The sequence below is a fragment of the Streptomyces thermoviolaceus genome, from assembly GCF_045209695.1.
In the GTDB taxonomy this organism is placed as follows: domain Bacteria; phylum Actinomycetota; class Actinomycetes; order Streptomycetales; family Streptomycetaceae; genus Streptomyces; species Streptomyces thermoviolaceus.
In genome coordinates this window covers 3371162-3388034 of record NZ_CP109280.1, presented here as the reverse complement: position 1 = coordinate 3388034, position 16873 = coordinate 3371162, and the positions used below count along the sequence as shown (strand labels likewise).

Here is a 16873-nt window from a genome sequence, read left to right as displayed (position 1 = left end):
TCCGATACGACGGCGACGGGGGTCCGCACCGGCCGGTGCGGACCCCCGTCGCCCGCGTGGGCGGAATGCGGAGCGCTACGCAGCGAGACGGGGCTAGCCCAGCAGGCCGCCGACCAGGCCGCCCGGCTGCCCCGTGGAGGAGCTGCCGCCGCCGAAGCCGGTGTCCCCGGACTCGCCGGTGGCACCCGAGGTGCCCGAGGCGCCGGTCGGGCCGCCGCCGGTCGCGGTGCCGCCGGAGGCCGGGCCGGAGCTGGTGCTGGGCACCCGCTGCTCGGGGGAGGAGTGACGCGGCGTGGTGCGGCCGGTGATGCCCTGGGTGTGGCTGGGCGTGCCGGCGGTCGCGGTGCCGCGGTCCTGCCCGGTGTCCGGGGAGGCCGACGGGCCGCCGGACGGGCCGGACGAGGCCCCGCGGGAGGTGGGCGAGGCCGGGGCCGACGGCGACGCGGACTGCCGCTGGGAGGCGGAGGTGCTGGGCAGCGGTGAACCGGGCAGCTCGTTGCGCGGGGCCTCGCCCGGACCGGGCACCACGACCCGGTCGGCGTCGCGCACCGCACCGCCGAGCACGGACCCCACCACCAGCGTCAGCCCGGTGACCAGGACGGTGAGCACCGAGCCGCGGCGCAGCACGTACCGGCGCAGATCCCAGATGCCGGCGCGCGGACCCAGCCGCCGCCACGCCGAGGCGGCCAGGCGCCCGTCGACGGAGTACACGGGGGCACCGGCGATGATCAGCGGCGACCAGGCGGCGAGGTAGATGATGTCGGGCGCGTCGTAGACCGGCGCCGAGCGCCAGCTGACGGTGACGACGATGGCGGCGGACAGCAGCGCACCGACCACCGCGGCCAGCCGCTGCCAGCAGCCCAGCACCGTGAGCACCCCGACGATCACCTGGAGGAAGGCGACGGCCAGCCCGGAGCCGACGGGGTGCTGCAGCGCGAAGTGGTGCAGCGGCGCGGCGACGGCCCAGGGGTGCAGCTGGTGCAGCCAGGTGACCAGGGAGCCGCGGCTGCCGCCGTCGAAGTAGAGCGGGTCGCACAGCTTGCCCATGCCGGCGTACAGGGAGACGAACCCCAGGAAGATGCGCAGCGGGAGCAGGACGACACCGAGGTTCATCCGGCGGCCCGGGTAGTAGGCGTGCCGGGCGGGGTCGTCGCCGGTCCGCCGGGAGCGCCGCGGCTGGTCCCCGGCCGCGGGAGCGGCCGTGTCCCCGTGCTCGCCGGCCCCGTCGTCCGCGCCGTCCGCGGGGCCGACGTACGCCGGGTGGTGGCCGGTCCGCTCCTCGTGGGCGCTGCCCGCGGTCCGCATCTGCGGCAGCAGCCGGGTCTCGCCGGCCCCGGGACCGCGCTGGGCGCCGACGACGGGGGTCTCGACGGTCTCGTCCAGGTCGCCGCCGGCGGGGGCCGCGCCGTGGCCGCCGGAGGTGTCGATGCGCGGGAGGACCTGGGTGGCCCCGGCGTCACCCGCCGGCTGGTCGCCGTGCCGCACACCGCCGCTGCGCACGGCCTGCAGCAGCCGATGGGCTCCGGTGTCGTCGGGCGCCGATCTGCCGCTCCACACGACGGGGCGGCGGTGGGGTGCCGCGGGCACCCGGGCGGTGTGCTCGAGGGCGCCCGGGTGCCGGGCGATCCGCGGGGAGCGAGCGCGCCGCGAGGAGGCGCCCAGCTGCACGCGGAAACTGGCGTGCGTGACGATGACCTGCGCCGGATCGCTCGGCACCTTCACCATGCTCAGCGCGGGAGCGTCGTCGTACCCCGACGAGCGGTCCCCCGTGGGTGTGCGGGGTGTTCTGGTGTCCACACTCAACTAACCGAGTGACGAGGAGTTAGGACACTGCTGTGACCCGCCCGATCTGTCCGGGCCCCGTCAAAGGGCCGCGGACGATCCGGAACCACCCATTCGAGTGACCGTACGGACGCCTGCCCGCCCGGCGGCGGGCAGGACGTCCCGGATCCGGCTCAGCGGCGCCGGCGTGCCGCCTCGTACAGGACGATGCCCGCCGCGACACCGGCGTTGAGCGACTCCGCGCCGCCCGGCATCGGGATCCGCACACGCACGTCGCAGGTCTCCCCGACGAGCCGCGACAGGCCCTTGCCCTCGCTGCCGACCACGACGACCACGGGACCTTCCAGGACGTCCAGCTCGGACAGGTCGGTCTCGCCGTCGGCGGCCAGGCCGACGACCATGATCCCGGCCTTCTTGTAGGCCTCCAGCGCGCGGGTGAGGTTGGTGGCGCGGGCCACCGGGGTGCGGGCGGCCGTGCCGGCGGAGGTCTTCCAGGCGCCGGCGGTCATGCCGGCCGCGCGCCGCTCGGGCACGACCACGCCGTGGCCGCCGAAGGCGGAGACGGAGCGGACGACCGCGCCGAGGTTGCGCGGGTCGGTCACCCCGTCCAGGGCGACGATCAGCGGGTCCTCGCCCGCGTCGGCGGCGGCGTCGGCCAGGTCCTGCGGGTGGGCGTACTCGTACGGCGGGACCTGCAGGACCAGGCCCTGGTGGTTGAGCCCGCCGGTCATGCGGTCCAGCTCCGGGCGGGGGGCCTCCATGAGGTTGATCCCGCCGCGCTCGGCGGCCAGCTGCAGCGCCTCGCGCACCCGCTCGTCGTTGTCGATGAACTGCTGGACGTAGAGGGTGGAGGCGGGCACGCCCTCGCGCAGCGCCTCCACGACCGGGTTGCGGCCGACGACCAGCTCGGCGGAGGACCGGCCGGCGCCGCGGCGCGGGCGGCCCTGGGCGCGGCGGGCTTTCGCCTGGGCGGCGCGCTGCTTGGGGTGTCCCTTGCGCAGCTCGGCGGGGGGCGTGGGGCCCTTGCCCTCCAGGCCCCGGCGCCGCTTGCCGCCGCTGCCGACCTGCGCGCCCTTCTTGCCGGACATGCGGCGGTTGTGAGCGGCCATGACCTACCTGTCTGTCGGAGCGTTTCAGTACGTGCGTATGTGTCCCGTGCGTACGTCGGTGACGCAGAAAGCGTACGTCCGGGTGGGTGCCGTCCGGGCGGCCGGGCGGCACGGCCGGGCCCTCGCGGGCCCCGGGGGGATCCGGCCGGCGTCTCAGTCGGCGCGCAGGCTCCAGCGGGGGCCCTGCGGGCTGTCCTCGATGACCAGCCCGGACTGGTTCAGCTGGTCGCGCAGGGCGTCCGCGGTGGCCCAGTCCTTGCGGGCGCGGGCGGCCTCGCGCTGGTCCAGCACCATGCGGACCAGGGAGTCGACCACGCCGTGCAGGTCGTCGCCGCGGTCGCCGCCCTCGCCGGCCCAGTGCTCGTCGAGCGGGTCGAGGCCGAGGACGCCGAGCATGGCGCGCAGCTCCGCGAGCCGGGCCACGGCGGCCTCCTTGTCGTCGGCGGCCAGCGCGCTGTTGCCCTGCCGGACGGTGGTGTGGACGACCGCGAGCGCCTGCGGGACGCCCAGGTCGTCGTCCATGGCCTCGGCGAAGGCGGGCGGCACCTGCGCGGCCGGCTCGACGATGCCGGCCTTCTCCACCACGCGCTGGACGAAGCCCTCGATCCGCGCGAACGCGGACTCGGCCTCGCGCAGCGCCTCCTCGCTGTACTCGATCATCGAGCGGTAGTGCGGGGTGCCGAGGTAGTAGCGCAGCACGATGGGCCGCCACTGCTTGATCATCTCGGACACCAGCACGCTGTTGCCGAGCGACTTGGACATCTTGTCGCCGGCCATGGTCACCCAGGCGTTGTGCACCCAGTACTGGGCGAAGTCGTCGCCGTAGGCCTTGGCCTGGGCGATCTCGTTCTCGTGGTGCGGGAAGATCAGGTCCAGGCCGCCGCCGTGGATGTCGAAGGCGCGGCCCAGGTACTTGTGCGCCATCGCCGAGCACTCCAGGTGCCAGCCCGGCCGGCCCTCGCCCCAGGGAGTGGGCCAGGTGGGCTCGCCCGGCTTGGCCGCCTTCCACATCGCGAAGTCGCGCGGGTCGCGCTTGCCGGTCTCGCCCTCGCCGGAGGGCTGCAGCAGGTTCTCCAGGTCCTGCCGGGACAGCTGCAGGTAGCCGGGGAAGGAGCGCACGTCGAAGTAGACGTTGCCGTCGGCCGCGTAGGCGTGGCCGCGGTCGATGAGGCGCTGCATCATCTCGATCATCTCGGGCACGTGCCCGGTGGCCCGCGGCTCGTAGGTGGGCGGCAGGCAGCCGAGGGCGTGGTAGCCCTCGTTGAAGGCGCGCTCGTTCTCGTAGCCGATCGCCCACCAGGGCCGGTTCTGCTCGTGGGCCTTGGCGATGATCTTGTCGTCGATGTCGGTGACGTTGCGGATGAACGTCACCTCGTAGCCGCGGTAGGCGAACCAGCGGCGCATGATGTCGAAGTTGAGGTACGAGCGGACGTGCCCGATGTGGGGGGCCGCCTGCACGGTGGCGCCACACAGGTAGATCGAGACACGACCCGGCACGAGCGGGGTGAAGTCACGGATCTGGCGGGCGCTGGTGTCGTACAGGCGAATAGTCACCACTCCAGAGTAGTGGGCGCGGGGCAGTGCCTTGCGCCCTTTCCCCCCATCGGGGAGCAGGTCACGCTCCGCGCCGGACCGCTCACAGCCGTCCGACGACCTTGGTGGGCCGGATCCGCACGATCACCCGGTCGGCGTCGTGCACCGAGGCCGGGTTGAATTCCGCGTACTTCTTCCCGGTGTACTTCACCGACAGCTCGTCGATCAGGTCGCGGGCGCCCTCGGTGGTGATCTCCGCGGTGCCGCGGATCTCGGCGTACTCGTACGGGGACTGCGGGTCCACGACGACGACGCTGATCCGCGGGTCCCGGTCGAGGTTCTTCTTCTTGCGGCGGTCCACCGTGGTGGAGATCAGCAGGTCGTCACCGTCCCGCTTGACCCACACCGGGGACAGCTGCGGGCTGCCGTCCGGCTGGACGGTGCCGACGGTGACGAACACGGGACTGTCGAGCAGGTTCTTCAGACGGTCGGACAGTACGGCGGACATGCACCCTCCGGTCCTGGTGAGTCGAATGGTGACGGTGTGGCTGTGCGGGTACCTTCCACGCCCGTTGCCGGCTCACACGCCCCGCGCCGGCCGGTACCGCCCGTCCTCACCGCGTCAGCCCACTCGCACCACGAGAGCGGTGGCGACCGCCATCAGCCCCTCGCCCCGGCCGGGGAAGCCGAGCCCGTCGGTGGTCGCACCGGAGACGGACACCGGGGCGCCGGCCGCCTCGGAGAGGATCTTCTGCGCCTCCTCGCGCCGCTTGCCGATCTTCGGCCGGGGGCCGACGACCTGGACGGCGATGTTGCCGATGCGGAAGCCGGCCTCACGCACGATCCGGGCCGCCTCGGTCAGCAGCGTCACCCCGGAGGCGCCGGACCACTCCGGGCGCCCGGTGCCGAAGTGCTGCCCGAGGTCGCCGAGCCCGGCGGCGGAGAACAGCGCGTTGCACGCGGCGTGCGCGACGACGTCGGCGTCGGAGTGCCCGGCCAGCCCGGGGCCCTCGCCCTCCCACTTCAGGCCCGCGCACCACAGTTCGCGGCCCTCCTCGAAGGCGTGGATGTCGGTGCCGATGCCCACCTGCGGAAGCAGTGGTTCCACCACGGGCCGCTCCGGGGCCGTCCGTTGTCGCTGCTGCTCGGAAGCCGTCGGTGCCTGCTGCTCAGAAGCCATCGGTGAGCCTCCGCCGGGCCAGGACCGCCTCCGCGAGGACCAGGTCGAGCGGGCGGGTGACCTTGAACGCCTCCTCGTGCCCGGGGACGGTCACGACCCGTTCGCCGAGCTGCTCGACCATGCTCGCGTCGTCGGTCACATCGGTGGTGACGGTCTCGTGGGCGCGCACCAGGGTGGCCCGGTCGAAGCCCTGCGGGGTCTGCACGGCACGCAGCAGCGAGCGGTCCGGGGTGGCGACGACCGGCTCGGGCTCGCCGGGGGCCGCGGCCGGCTCGACCTGCTTGACGGTGTCGGCGAGCGGCAGCGCCGGGACGACGGCAGGTGCCCCGGCCCGGACCGCCTCGATGACCGCGTCCACGGTGTCCACCGGGACCAGCGGGCGGGCGGCGTCGTGCACCAGGACGATGTCGTGGCCGGGAGGCAGGGCCTGCAGGCCGAGCCGGACCGACTCCTGGCGCGAGCTGCCGCCCGGCACGACGAGGATGTCCGTGCGCTCGGGCAGGGCGTGCGCGTCGAGCAGGGACTTCACCTCGGTGGTGCCCTCCGGCGGGGCGACGACCACCACCAGACGGACGGCACGGGAGGCCGCCAGGGCACGGACGGCGTGGATGAGCATGGGCGTGCCGCCCAGCGTGCGCAGCGCCTTGGGAGCGCCCGGACCGAGGCGCACGCCCCGGCCGGCGGCCGGGATCACGGCGGCGACGGGGGCCTCGCTCCGGGCTCCCGCGGCGAGGGGACGCGATTCGTCAGACATCGGTTCCTGTCAGGTTTGTGAGCGGGCCCGGCCTGGGTATGGCCACCCGTGCCGGACGAGACGCCTTTGACCGGACCCTTCCGTGACCCCGGTCGAGCCGGCTGCCCCGGCCCGGCACACAGTACCGGGGGGACCACTCCCCGTCGCACGCCCCTCACCCTCCGGCGTGCTGTGCACCGCTTCATGCGCGGATGCGCACATGCCGCAGCGCCCGGCGACACGGATTCGCGTCCACGGGCACCGCGGCATCATGCTGTGCTGACAGAAGGAACGTCAGGCGGGTGTCGTACCGTTCGTCGCCTCGCGTCGGGTCAGGACGCGAGGACCTCGTCGAGCAGCGCCTCGGCCTTGTCCTCGTTGGTGTTCTCCGCGAGGGCCAGCTCGCTCACCAGGATCTGGCGCGCCTTGGCGAGCATGCGCTTCTCACCCGCGGAGAGTCCGCGCTCGCGCTCACGGCGCCACAGGTCGCGCACGACCTCCGCCACCTTGATGACGTCACCCGAGGCGAGCTTCTCCAGGTTTGCCTTGTAGCGACGGGACCAGTTCGTGGGCTCCTCGGCGTACGGTGCGCGCAGCACCTCGAAGACCCGGTCCAGTCCGTCCTGTCCGACCACATCACGCACGCCGACGAACTCCGCATTGTCCGCTGGCACACGCACCGTCAGGTCACCCTGGGCGACCTTCAGCACCAAGTAGGTCTTGTCCACGCCTTTGATCTGGCGAGTTTCGATGGCCTCGATCAGCGCGGCCCCGTGATGGGGATAGACCACGGTGTCGCCAACCTTGAACGTCATGTGACAGGTACCCCTTCCGTGGCTATCCAGGGTAACACGGATACGCCGTCTTCTGAATGGCGTTTTCGCAGGTCAGAGCATATCTCGGGGCTTGACAACAGTGCGCGGGGCGTGCTTCGGCCACCTTCCGTGCCCCGCCCGCCGACAGGTATCCGCAGGTCGGAGGGGTTCTTCCGGCACGACGCAACACGCGCGTCACATGCCTCCGGCCACCCGCCCGATCGGCGGTATGTCCTGATTCATCCGCCCCCGCGCGCATGACTTCCGCTACTCCGTTCGGCGGCCGTGCGTCGGTTCCCGGACGAATCCGGAATTGATCACGGTCTGCGCGACACCACCCCGAGCGGCCGCCTGGTGATCAATTCCGGCACTCGCCGCGCATTCCTTCCGCCCGCCTTCCCGGCCCCCTTCACCGCGGCCTTGCGGAGAAATCCCCGAGAGGAGGGCGCAAGGCGAGAGCACGGGAGAACACGGACGCCACACCAGTTGCTCGGGGCGCTTATGCGAAAGACGGACGAAGGCGCGGCAATGGGGGCGGCGCGAAGCCGTGCACGGCCCGCTCCCAGGCCCGCGCGGGAGCGCTCCCAAGGGCGTTCGGAACGCCGAGAGGCGGGTCGGGTGCGATGCCCGGAGAACGGCTCGGTACCCTAAGGCCGCTGACAGACACTTAGGGTGGCTTTATCAGGTGCCGCCCTGGACCGCCCACGTACAAGGAGTTGCCGCCGCCGTGAGCAGCAGCCTTCGACGCGGCGCCCTTGCCGCCGCCGCCATCGCGTTCTCGATCGCCTCGCTCGCCGCGTGCGGCGCCGGCAACGACGCCCAGACGCTTCAGATCAAGCCGGACAACGCGGCCACCACGGTCGGCGACATCAGGGTCCAGAACGCGGTGATCATCACCCAGCCCGGCACCCAGACCAAGGGCCCCGCGGTCGTCGCGGTGACGGTGTTCAACAACGGCGACACCGACCAGACGCTGGACGCCGTCCGCGTCGCGGGCGCCGGCGACGCCCAGCTGACCCCGGCCTCCGGCAAGGGCAAGCTGACCATCCCGGCCAACGGCTCCCTGATCATCGGCGGCAAGGGCAACGCCTCCGCCGCCCTGCCCGACCTAGGCGAGAGCGTCCAGGACGGCAACGCCCAGAAGGTCACGTTCACCTTCAGCAAGGACGGCGACGTGAGCCTGCGCGCCTACGTCGTCCCGGCCGAGAGCTACTTCGACAAGTGGGGCCCGAGCAGCATCCCGGGTGCGGCGGGCGCCCCGGCCCCGACGGCCACCGCCACCGCCGGTGAGTCCGGCAAGCCGGAGCAGTCGCAGGCGCCGTCCGACTCCGCGTCGGGCTCCCCGGCCGGCTCCGAGACCGGCGAGGCCGACCCGAGCGACTCCGCGTCCCAGTCGGCGTCGAGCCACTGACCGGGTCGAGCCACGGACCGGCCGGCCGCGTCCGGACGATTCCCGCAGACCGCAGTCGAGGGCGGCACTCCCACCCGGGAGTGCCGCCCTCGGCCGTCTCAGGCACCCGGCCGTCCGAGGCACCCGCCGCACACGGCGCCGGACCGGGTGCGTGACGCCGGGGCCGCGCGCTCTACGGCTCGAACTTGTAGCCGAGGCCGCGCACCGTCACCAGATAACGCGGCGCCCCCGGATCCGGTTCGATCTTGGCCCGCAGCCGCTTGACGTGGACGTCGAGGGTCTTGGTGTCGCCGACGTAGTCGGCACCCCAGACCCGGTCGATCAGCTGCATCCGGGTCAGCACCCGGCCGGCGTTGCGCAGCAGCATCTCCAGCAGGTCGAACTCCTTCAGCGGCAGATCGACCTTGGTGCCGGAGACGGTGACCACATGCCGGTCGACGTCCATGCGGACCGGGCCGGCCTCCAGCGTCGTCGGCGCGGCCTCGTCCGGCTCGCCGCGCCGGCGCAGCACCGCGCGGATCCGGGCGACCAGCTCCCGCGAGGAGAACGGCTTGGTGACGTAGTCGTCGGCGCCTATCTCCAGGCCGACCACCTTGTCGATCTCGCTGTCCTTCGCGGTCACCATGATCACGGGGACGTTGGAACGGCCGCGCAGCTGGCGGCACACCTCGGTGCCGGGCAGCCCCGGCAGCATCAGGTCGAGGAGGACGAGGTCGGCGCCGTTGCGTTCGAACTCGTCGAGCCCGTCGGGGCCGGTGGCCGCCACGGCGACCTCGAAGCCCTCCTTGCGGAGCATGTACGACAGTGCGTCGGAGAAGGACTCCTCGTCCTCGACGACGAGCACTCGGGTCACGGAAGGACCTCCGGGGCGGTAAGCGGTTCGTACGGTGATGAGGTGGTTGACGGGGACGCGGGGGGCGAGGAAGCGGAGTAAGCGGCAGGATCGGCGGAAGCGGCGGCTCCGGCGGCCTCACCGGCGCCGGAGCCGGCCTCGTCGTCGAGGGCGGGCCGCTCGCGCTGCTCACGGCCTGCGGCACGGCCCGCGCTCTTCCGGGGCCGGGGGCCCGCGCCGGCCTCGGGCAGCCGCAGGGTGAACGTGGAGCCCTGGCCTTCGGCGCTCCACACGGTCACCTCCCCGCCGTGGGAGGCGACCACATGCTTGACGATGGACAGCCCCAGACCGGTTCCCCCGGTGGCGCGGGAGCGGGCGGGGTCGACGCGGTAGAAGCGCTCGAAGATGCGCTCCTTGTCCTTGTCGGAGATGCCGATGCCCTGGTCGGTGACGGCGATCTCGATGAGGTCCCCGCCGGGCGCGGACACCCGCCGCACCGCGATGCCGACCCGGGTGCGGGCCGGGGAGTAGTTGACGGCGTTCTCCACGAGGTTGCCCAGGGCGGCGGCGAGCTGGCCCCGGTTGCCCCACACGGCCAGGCCGCTGCCGGCACCGGCCGGCTGCCCGTCCGGGCCGTCGGCGCCGCCGTCGGGCACGGGCACGTTCGTGGTCATGGCGATCTGCTTGGTGGAGGCCTGGTGCCGGCAGCGGTCGATGGCCTCGGCGACCAGCTCGTCCACGGGAACCGGTTCGGCGTCCTCCAGCGGGTCGTCGTTCTGCACCCGGGAGAGGTCGATCAGCTCCTGCACCAGGTTCGTCAGCCGGGTCGCCTCCACCTGCATCCGGCCGGCGAAGCGCTGCACGGCCTCCGGGTCGTCCGCGGCCCCCATGACCGCCTCGGACAGCAGGGACAGCGCACCGACGGGCGTCTTCAGCTCGTGGCTCACATTGGCGACGAAGTCCCGCCGGACGGCCTCGATCCGCCGGGCCTCGGTGAGGTCCTCCACCAGCAGCAGCACCAGCCGCGATCCCAGCGGCGCCACCCGGGCGGAGACGGCCAGGGACTCGCCCCGCCCGGTGCCCCGCCGGGGCAGGTCCAGCTCCACCTGCCGTATCTCCCCGTCCCGCCGGGTCTCCCGGGCCATCTTCAGCATGGGCTCGACGGCGAGCCGTCCGCCGCGGACCAGTCCGAGGGCGTAGGCGGCGGAGCTGGCCTTGACGACGGCGTCGGACTCGTCGAGGACGACCGCCGAGGAACGCAGCACCGACAGGACGGTGTCGACCCCGGGCGGGAGCACGGGCTCGGTGTGCGGGGAGGTCCGTGTGGGACGGCTCTGCTCACGCTCGCTGAAACGGAGCGCCAGCATCGCGATCACACCGGTGAGCACGCCGGCGATCGCTGCCGCTGCGGCGACCGCCGCGTTCACGTCCATACCCACAGGTTAGGCACGGGACGGGACATGCCCACAGCCGTCCGGGTGCGAGCTCGGACACTCGTCGCCGGAAGTTCACCTGGGGGCCAGGAACGGTTCACCGGCGGGCGCGGACACCGACGCGTGGACCCCCGACCGTAGCCGCGTGGGCCCACCGGGACGAGGCAGGGGGTGCGGCCCGAGGACGAGGCACGAGAGGGATCCGACGATGCGGGACGCGTACCACGAGGAACTGGACTCCGTCGGCGACGGTCTGGTGGAGATGGCCCGGCTGGTGGGATCGGCGATCGGACGCGCCACCACCGCCATCCTCGACGCCGACCTGGCCCTGGCCGAGAGCGTCATCGAGGCCGACCGCACAGTGGACGAACTGCAGCACGACCTGGAGGCGCGGGCGATCGCCCTGCTGGCCCGCCAGCAGCCGGTGGCGACGGACCTGCGGATCGTCGTCACCTCGCTGCGCATGTCCGCCGACCTGGAACGCTCCGGCGACCTCGCCCGGCACGTGGCCAAGCTCGCCCGCCTGCGGTACCCCGAGCGCGCGGTCCCGCACGACCTGCACGCCACGATCCTCGAGATGGGCCAGCTCGCGCAGCGACTGATGGCCAAGTCGGCCGAGGTGCTGGTGACCCAGGACATCGGCCTGGCACTGCAACTGGAGCAGGACGACGACGCGATGGACCTGCTGCACCGCACCCTGTTCCAGCACCTGATCGACGGCCGCTGGCAGCACGGCATCGAGACGGCGGTGGACGTCACCCTCCTGGGCCGCTACTACGAGCGCTACGCCGACCACGCGGTGGCGGTGGCCAAGCGGGTGGTGTACCTCGTCACAGGCGAGCACGCCGCCGAGCATCGGCCGGACGTCCTGCCGCCGACCGGCGCCGAGGGGGCATAGCGGACCGCCGGTGGCCCGATCGTGAGCCACCGTGCGCCGTTGACGCGCCCCGGCTGACCAGGCATGCAATGTCAGCAACCGGGCATGCAATGTTCGCACACGCATCCGCCCTGAAGGAGGGACCCATGGCCGAATCTCCCCGTGTGACGCCGAACCCGGCGCAGAGCCGCGACACCGACCAGCCCGCCGAGATCAGGAGCCTGCCCCTGCTGGCCTCCTGCGGCTGCGGCTCGGGCTGCGGCTGCGGCTGCCAGTCGGGCGGCTCGTGCCAGTGCGGCTGACCACCGGACCGGCCGGCTGACCGGGTCGACCGGGCTGACCGGCCGGCGACCGGGCTCACCGGGCATGGGCTGATCGGGCTGACGGCTGGGACCGATCGAGCCGATGGGCTCGGGCCGACCGGGCGGCCGGCCGATGGGCCACGGCGCCGCGCACCGCCGTCTGCCGTCTGCCCTCCGACCTCCGCCCTCTGTCGTCGCCGTCGTCCGCAGGGCCCCGGCTCCACGCCGGGGCCCTGCTGCATGCGGCAGCCCGCTCTTCCCGTTCGTCCCCGTCCGGACCGTCCGGACCGTCCGACCCGCCCGACAGCGGCAGCCACCGACCCCACCCATTCCCCTCAAAAGGTCATCATTCCCCCCACACTTGGTAACACCGCGCGCGTACATGCCCGATTTCTCCGCTTGGGCGGCCAGGCTGTGCGCAGGGTGACCACTCGGTCCCCGCAGGACCCACGGACCTACGCACACGCATCAGGAGAGCCTGTGTCCGCTTCCCGCTCCGCGACCGTCCGTCGCCTGACCGCTGCCGGTGCCGCGACCGCGGCCCTGCTGGGAGCGACGGCACTGCCGGCCACCGCGGCCGACCACACCCACCGCACCCACCGCCACGCCGTGGTGATCAGCGGTGTCCATCTCAACCCCGAGCACCGGGCGCACCGCGAGCACCGCAACCGTCTCGACCACCGCGCGATCCTCTCCCTGAACCGGGAGTGGGTGGCGATCAGCAACCGCAGCCGACGCGCCGTCGACCTCGACGGCTGGACACTGTCCGACCGGCACGGCCACACCTACACCTTCCGCCACTACCGGCTCGACGGCGGCGCCACGGTCCGCGTCCACAGCGGCTACGGCCGCGACACCCGGACCGACCTCTTCCAGGACCGCCGCAGCTCCGTCTGGGACCGGCACGGCGACACCGCCGTGCTGCGCGACGACCGGCACCGCTTCGTCGACGCGCTCACCTGGGGCGGCCCTCACTGATCCACCCCGCCCCTCAGGCCCCCGCTCGCCGGACTCCCACAAGGTCACCGGGAGCGGGGGCCCCTGTCCTGGCTGCGGGGCGGCTGCCTCAGTCGGTCGGCGTCCCCTGGTGGTAGTACAGCCGCCACCTGCCCTCGGTCAGCCGCCACAGCGAGCTCCGCCAGGCGCGCCGCCCCTGATGGTCACTGAGGTACGTCAGGTGCACGACGCCCGGCGCGAGCACCACGCCCGACATCCGGGAGACCTCGACCGGCCGGTCCTCGGACACCGCGCCCGAGCTCGTCACCGTCAGGATCGATTCCGCGTCCCATCTCCGGCCCGAGGCCCCGACCTCGACGAACTCCGGGTCCAGCAACTCCCTCACCGCCTCCGGACGGGCCCGCACCCCGGGATCGAGCAACCGCAACTCCCCGTCGACGGCCGCGCGTACCGCGGCCCTGTCGTCCCTCTCGTCTTCCTCGGCCATGCGCGCACAGCCTACGGACGGCGTGCGGCGGCGGGAACGACCCGGTCAGCTCAGCCCCCGGGACGTATGGCGTGCGGGGTCACCGTCGTCCACGCTCTGGACCCCTGAAGGGGCAGCGAGCCACGACGGAATCGCAGCTCCGGCTGCATGCCTTTCCCTACATCGGCTCGCGTCCGCTCGGCTCCTTCCAGCCTGCCCACATCCGCGACTGGGTGCGGCAGCTCCAGGAGAACGGTGTCCGCGGGTCGTACGCCCGGACGATCTTCTCCGACGTCCGCGCCGTCCTGAACGCGGCCGTGGACGACGGGCACCTTCCCCGAAACCCGTGTGCTGCCCGCTCGGTCCGGCCGCCGACCGTCGACAACAAGCGCATCGTCCCCTGGACGCCGGAACGCGTCTTCGCCGTGCGCGCCGCAATGCCTGAGCGCTACCGTGCCATGGTCGATCTGGGCGCCGGCTGTGGTCTGCGGCAGGGCGAGATCCTGGGCGTCGCCGTCGACGCGATCGACTTCGAGTCGGACACGCTCCACGTGGTCCAGCAACTGAAGCCGAGCCGCAGCAAGGCCGTGTTCGCGCCTCCGAAGGGCGGCAAGCTGCGGGATGTGCCGCTTCCCGGTCCCGTCGCCGACGCGCTTCGGGAGCACATGAAGCGGTTCCCGCCGGTCGAGATCACCTTGCCGTGGAAGGTGGCGGACGGGCCCCCGGTGACCCAGCGGTTGATCTTCACCGGACCGCGTGGCGGGCACGTTTGGCGGACGTCCCTCGATGAAGAAGCGTGGAAACCCGCGCTCGCCGCAGCCGGCGTCATCCCCGTGCCCGAGCGAGGCCAGCCGTACGCGGAGTCACGCGAGAACGGCATGCACGCGCTGCGCCACTTCTACGCCTCGGTGCTCCTGGGCGCGGGTGAGAGCATCAAAGCCCGCGCCGAGTACCTGGGCCACTCGGATCCGGGCCTGACGCTCCGTGTGTACGCACACCTGATGCCGTCCAGCCAGGAACGGACCCGTAAGGCTGTGGCTTCGCTCTTCGACCACCGAGAGGCGTGACCGGCACAGCGGGCCCGTCGCTGTCCGTCGAGGCACACAGAATCGCTCGGCAACGGCCCGGAATCCCGTTCACGGCCCAGCGACGGCCCCGGTGCAGCGACAAGCCCCCTGCTCGCGGAGAAAACCGCAGGCAGGGGGCTTGTTCGTGGGCGCTTACTTCTTCTTCCCCTGGTTCTTGACCGCCTCGATGGCCGCGGCCGCGGCCTCCGGGTCGAGGTACTTGCCGCCGGGGGTGACCGGGCGGAAGTCGGCGTCCAGCTCGTAGTAGAGCGGGATGCCGGTCGGGATGTTCAGGCCCGCGATGTCGGCGTCGGAGATCTGGTCGAGGTGCTTGACCAGGGCGCGCAGGCTGTTGCCGTGGGCGGCGATCAGGACGGTGCGGCCGGCGCGGAGGTCGGGGACGATGCTGTCGTACCAGTACGGCAGCATGCGGGCGACGACGTCCTTCAGGCACTCCGTCTGCGGGCGCAGCTCGGGCGGCAGCGACGCGTAGCGCGGGTCGGAGAACTGGGAGTACTCGGCGTCACGGTCCAGCGGGGGCGGCGGGACGTCGTAGGAGCGGCGCCACAGCATGAACTGCTCCTCGCCGAACTGCTCCAGGGTCTCGGCCTTGTTCTTGCCCTGGAGGGCGCCGTAGTGGCGCTCGTTGAGGCGCCAGGAGCGGTGGACCGGGATCCAGTGGCGGTCGGCGGCCTCCAGCGCGAGCTGGGCGGTGCGGATGGCGCGCTTCTGGACGGACGTGTGGACCACGTCGGGCAGCAGGCCGGCGTCCTTCAGCAGCTCACCGCCGCGGACGGCCTCCTTCTCGCCCTTGTCGTTGAGGTTGACGTCCACCCAGCCGGTGAACAGGTTCTTCGCGTTCCACTCGCTCTCGCCGTGGCGGAGGAGGATCAGCTTGTACGGTGCGTCGGCCATGCTTCCGAGCCTAAAGCACGCATTCGGCACGCTGTCCCCGCGCCCGGCAGGCGGACGTTTGACGCTCCCCGGCAAATGAGTGGCCCCGTCACAGCAGGCTCTCGTACGGTGTGCCCGCCTGTCGCCTCGCCTACCGCTTCGCAGCCCCGGGGGTCGTCGTCCATGTCCGTCGCCAGTCTCAGGCGTGCCGCGCTCGACACCGTCTCCGGGCTCCCCCGGGCCTTCTGGTGGCTGTGGATCAGCACCCTGGTCAACCGCCTCGGCTCCTTCGTGGCCACGTTCATGGCGCTGTACCTCACCCTCGACCGCGGGTACTCCGCCTTCTACGCCGGTCTGGTCGTCTCGCTGCACGGGCTGGGCGGGGTCGTCGCCTCCCTGGGCGGCGGGGTGATGGCCGACCGGCTGGGACGCCGGCCCACCCTGCTGGTCGCCCAGGTGGCCACGGCCGTGTTCGTCGCGCTGCTCGGGTTCATGCGCGGTCCCGTGGCGATCGCCGTCGTGGCCTTCCTCGTCGGCGTGGCCTCCAACGCCTCCCGGCCCGCGGCGCAGGCGATGATGGCGGACATCGTGCGGCCCGAGGACCGGGTCCGGGCCTTCTCCCTGAACTACTGGGCGATCAACCTCGGTTTCGCCGTCTCCTCCACGGCGGCCGGGTTCGTCGCCGAGGTCAGCTATCTCGCCGGTTTCCTGATCGAGGCGGGCATGACGCTCGTCTGCGCGGTCGTGGTCTTCCTCACGCTGCCGGAGTCGCGTCCGGCCGCCGGTTCCGGCGCGAGCGAGGAGGCGGGCGACGAGGTGCGGCTGGGGACGGTGCTGCGCGACGGGCGGTTCATGGGCGTCGTCACCTTGTCCTTCCTCGTCGCCCTGGTGTTCCAGCAAGGGATGGTCGGTCTGCCGGTCGCGATGGGCCGGGCCGGGTTCAGCCCGGCCGACTACGGCCTGGCGATCGCCCTCAACGGGGTGCTGATCGTCGCCCTGCAGATCCCCGTCACCCGGCTCATCGAGCACCGCGATCCGCGTCGGCTGCTGCTCGTCTCCTCGCTGCTCGCCGGGTGGGGGCTCGGGCTGACCGCGTTCGCGGGGTCGGTCGGTGTCATCGCGCTCACGGTGTGCGTGTGGACCCTCGGCGAGATGATCAACGCGCCGACCCAGACCGGGCTCGTCGTCCGGCTCTCCCCGGTGCACGGGCGCGGCCGCTACCAGGGGGTCTACTCGTTGTCCTGGGCGCTGGCCGCCCTGGTCGCCCCGGTGATGTCCGGCGCGGTCATCGACCGTCTGGGCTCCGGCTGGCTGTGGGGGCTGTGCGCGGCGGTCGGGACGGCGGCCGGACTCGGGTACGCGGCCCTGATGCGGCGTCTGCCTCCGGAGGCGCCGGCCGAGGGAGCCGAGGAGGCCTCGGCGGCGCAGGCCCCGGCCACGGGGACGCCGTCGGGGGTCGTCGCCGAGGGCGGCTGAGCGGTC

The 16873-nt window shown here is 72.7% G+C and carries 17 protein-coding genes; 6 read left to right on the top strand and 11 right to left on the bottom strand.

Features of this window, described 5'->3' with window-relative positions; genetic code table 11:
• Window positions 1-93: 93 nt before the first annotated feature.
• The 7 genes from OG899_RS14870 to OG899_RS14840 all read right to left on the bottom strand — a co-directional run bounded on the left by OG899_RS14870 (window position 94) and on the right by OG899_RS14840 (window position 7152).
• Window positions 94-1797 (bottom strand): DoxX family protein, encoded by a 1704-nt coding sequence (locus tag OG899_RS14870; RefSeq protein WP_406311054.1) that lies wholly within the window; start codon window positions 1795-1797, stop codon window positions 94-96.
• A gap of 158 nt (window positions 1798-1955) precedes the next feature.
• Window positions 1956-2891, bottom strand: coding sequence for a 23S rRNA (guanosine(2251)-2'-O)-methyltransferase RlmB (gene rlmB, locus OG899_RS14865; protein ID WP_356850221.1), 936 nt, complete (start codon window positions 2889-2891; stop codon window positions 1956-1958).
• 153 nt (window positions 2892-3044) lie between these two features.
• Entirely contained in the window at window positions 3045-4445 is a 1401-nt protein-coding gene (gene cysS / locus OG899_RS14860) for a cysteine--tRNA ligase (RefSeq protein ID WP_125497140.1), read from the bottom strand.
• A gap of 82 nt (window positions 4446-4527) precedes the next feature.
• Window positions 4528-4932, bottom strand: a complete 405-nt coding sequence (locus tag OG899_RS14855) for a PPOX class F420-dependent oxidoreductase (RefSeq protein WP_125497141.1) — start codon at window positions 4930-4932, stop codon at window positions 4528-4530.
• A gap of 114 nt (window positions 4933-5046) precedes the next feature.
• Window positions 5047-5604 (bottom strand): 2-C-methyl-D-erythritol 2,4-cyclodiphosphate synthase, encoded by a 558-nt coding sequence (gene ispF, locus OG899_RS14850; RefSeq protein WP_406311053.1) that lies wholly within the window; start codon window positions 5602-5604, stop codon window positions 5047-5049.
• On the bottom strand, window positions 5594-6358 hold the full coding sequence (ispD, locus tag OG899_RS14845) for a 2-C-methyl-D-erythritol 4-phosphate cytidylyltransferase (protein ID WP_125497142.1): 765 nt from the start codon (window positions 6356-6358) through the stop codon (window positions 5594-5596). Before ispD ends, ispF begins: the two co-directional genes overlap by 11 nt.
• Window positions 6359-6669: 311 nt before the next feature.
• Window positions 6670-7152, bottom strand: a complete 483-nt coding sequence (locus OG899_RS14840) for a CarD family transcriptional regulator (RefSeq protein WP_003953493.1) — start codon at window positions 7150-7152, stop codon at window positions 6670-6672.
• A gap of 727 nt (window positions 7153-7879) precedes the next feature.
• Between OG899_RS14840 and OG899_RS14835 the strand changes: the two genes are divergently transcribed.
• A complete protein-coding gene (locus OG899_RS14835; RefSeq protein ID WP_168131704.1) occupies window positions 7880-8563 on the top strand; it encodes a copper chaperone PCu(A)C in 684 nt (227 codons plus the stop codon).
• Between the two features lie 172 nt (window positions 8564-8735).
• Here the strand turns inward: OG899_RS14835 and OG899_RS14830 are convergent, their stop codons facing one another.
• A complete protein-coding gene (locus OG899_RS14830; protein WP_125497145.1) occupies window positions 8736-9416 on the bottom strand; it encodes a response regulator transcription factor in 681 nt (226 codons plus the stop codon).
• Complete coding sequence (locus OG899_RS14825) at window positions 9413-10828, bottom strand: cell wall metabolism sensor histidine kinase WalK (RefSeq protein ID WP_185867815.1); 1416 nt, start codon at window positions 10826-10828, stop codon at window positions 9413-9415. Before OG899_RS14825 ends, OG899_RS14830 begins: the two co-directional genes overlap by 4 nt.
• 208 nt (window positions 10829-11036) lie before the next feature.
• On the opposite strand from OG899_RS14825, the gene phoU reads away from it, so the two are divergent.
• From phoU to OG899_RS14810, 3 genes are all read left to right on the top strand, one after another.
• Window positions 11037-11726 (top strand): phosphate signaling complex protein PhoU, encoded by a 690-nt coding sequence (gene phoU, locus OG899_RS14820; protein WP_125497146.1) that lies wholly within the window; start codon window positions 11037-11039, stop codon window positions 11724-11726.
• A gap of 125 nt (window positions 11727-11851) precedes the next feature.
• A complete protein-coding gene (locus OG899_RS14815) occupies window positions 11852-12007 on the top strand; it encodes a hypothetical protein (RefSeq protein ID WP_168131703.1) in 156 nt (51 codons plus the stop codon).
• Between the two features lie 480 nt (window positions 12008-12487).
• On the top strand, window positions 12488-12985 hold the full coding sequence (locus tag OG899_RS14810; RefSeq protein ID WP_168131702.1) for a lamin tail domain-containing protein: 498 nt from the start codon (window positions 12488-12490) through the stop codon (window positions 12983-12985).
• Window positions 12986-13073: 88 nt separating this feature from the next.
• On the opposite strand, the gene OG899_RS14805 is transcribed toward OG899_RS14810, so the two are convergent.
• Window positions 13074-13451 (bottom strand): DUF4440 domain-containing protein, encoded by a 378-nt coding sequence (locus OG899_RS14805; protein ID WP_125497148.1) that lies wholly within the window; start codon window positions 13449-13451, stop codon window positions 13074-13076.
• Window positions 13452-13522: 71 nt separating this feature from the next.
• Here OG899_RS14805 and OG899_RS14800 point away from each other — a divergent pair, with 71 nt between their 5' ends.
• Complete coding sequence (locus OG899_RS14800; protein ID WP_406311052.1) at window positions 13523-14497, top strand: site-specific integrase; 975 nt, start codon at window positions 13523-13525, stop codon at window positions 14495-14497.
• A 153-nt stretch (window positions 14498-14650) separates the two neighbouring features.
• Here OG899_RS14800 and OG899_RS14795 read toward each other — a convergent pair whose 3' ends face one another.
• A complete protein-coding gene (locus tag OG899_RS14795) occupies window positions 14651-15412 on the bottom strand; it encodes a phosphoglyceromutase (protein WP_125497149.1) in 762 nt (253 codons plus the stop codon).
• Between the two features lie 162 nt (window positions 15413-15574).
• Here OG899_RS14795 and OG899_RS14790 point away from each other — a divergent pair, with 162 nt between their 5' ends.
• Entirely contained in the window at window positions 15575-16867 is a 1293-nt protein-coding gene (locus tag OG899_RS14790) for an MFS transporter (protein ID WP_168131701.1), read from the top strand.
• Window positions 16868-16873 lie beyond the last annotated feature (6 nt).

Coding starts and splice junctions, on each gene's coding strand:
- rlmB (WP_356850221.1), bottom strand. CDS start 2,891: ATGGCCGCTCACAACCGCCGCATGTCCGGCAAGAAGGGCGCGCAGGTC.
- OG899_RS14855 (WP_125497141.1), bottom strand. CDS start 4,932: ATGTCCGCCGTACTGTCCGACCGTCTGAAGAACCTGCTCGACAGTCCC.
- ispF (WP_406311053.1), bottom strand. CDS start 5,604: ATGGCTTCTGAGCAGCAGGCACCGACGGCTTCCGAGCAGCAGCGACAA.
- ispD (WP_125497142.1), bottom strand. CDS start 6,358: ATGTCTGACGAATCGCGTCCCCTCGCCGCGGGAGCCCGGAGCGAGGCC.
- OG899_RS14840 (WP_003953493.1), bottom strand. CDS start 7,152: ATGACGTTCAAGGTTGGCGACACCGTGGTCTATCCCCATCACGGGGCC.
- OG899_RS14825 (WP_185867815.1), bottom strand. CDS start 10,828: ATGGACGTGAACGCGGCGGTCGCCGCAGCGGCAGCGATCGCCGGCGTG.
- phoU (WP_125497146.1), top strand. CDS start 11,037: ATGCGGGACGCGTACCACGAGGAACTGGACTCCGTCGGCGACGGTCTG.
- OG899_RS14815 (WP_168131703.1), top strand. CDS start 11,852: ATGGCCGAATCTCCCCGTGTGACGCCGAACCCGGCGCAGAGCCGCGAC.
- OG899_RS14805 (WP_125497148.1), bottom strand. CDS start 13,451: ATGGCCGAGGAAGACGAGAGGGACGACAGGGCCGCGGTACGCGCGGCC.
- OG899_RS14795 (WP_125497149.1), bottom strand. CDS start 15,412: ATGGCCGACGCACCGTACAAGCTGATCCTCCTCCGCCACGGCGAGAGC.
- OG899_RS14790 (WP_168131701.1), top strand. CDS start 15,575: ATGTCCGTCGCCAGTCTCAGGCGTGCCGCGCTCGACACCGTCTCCGGG.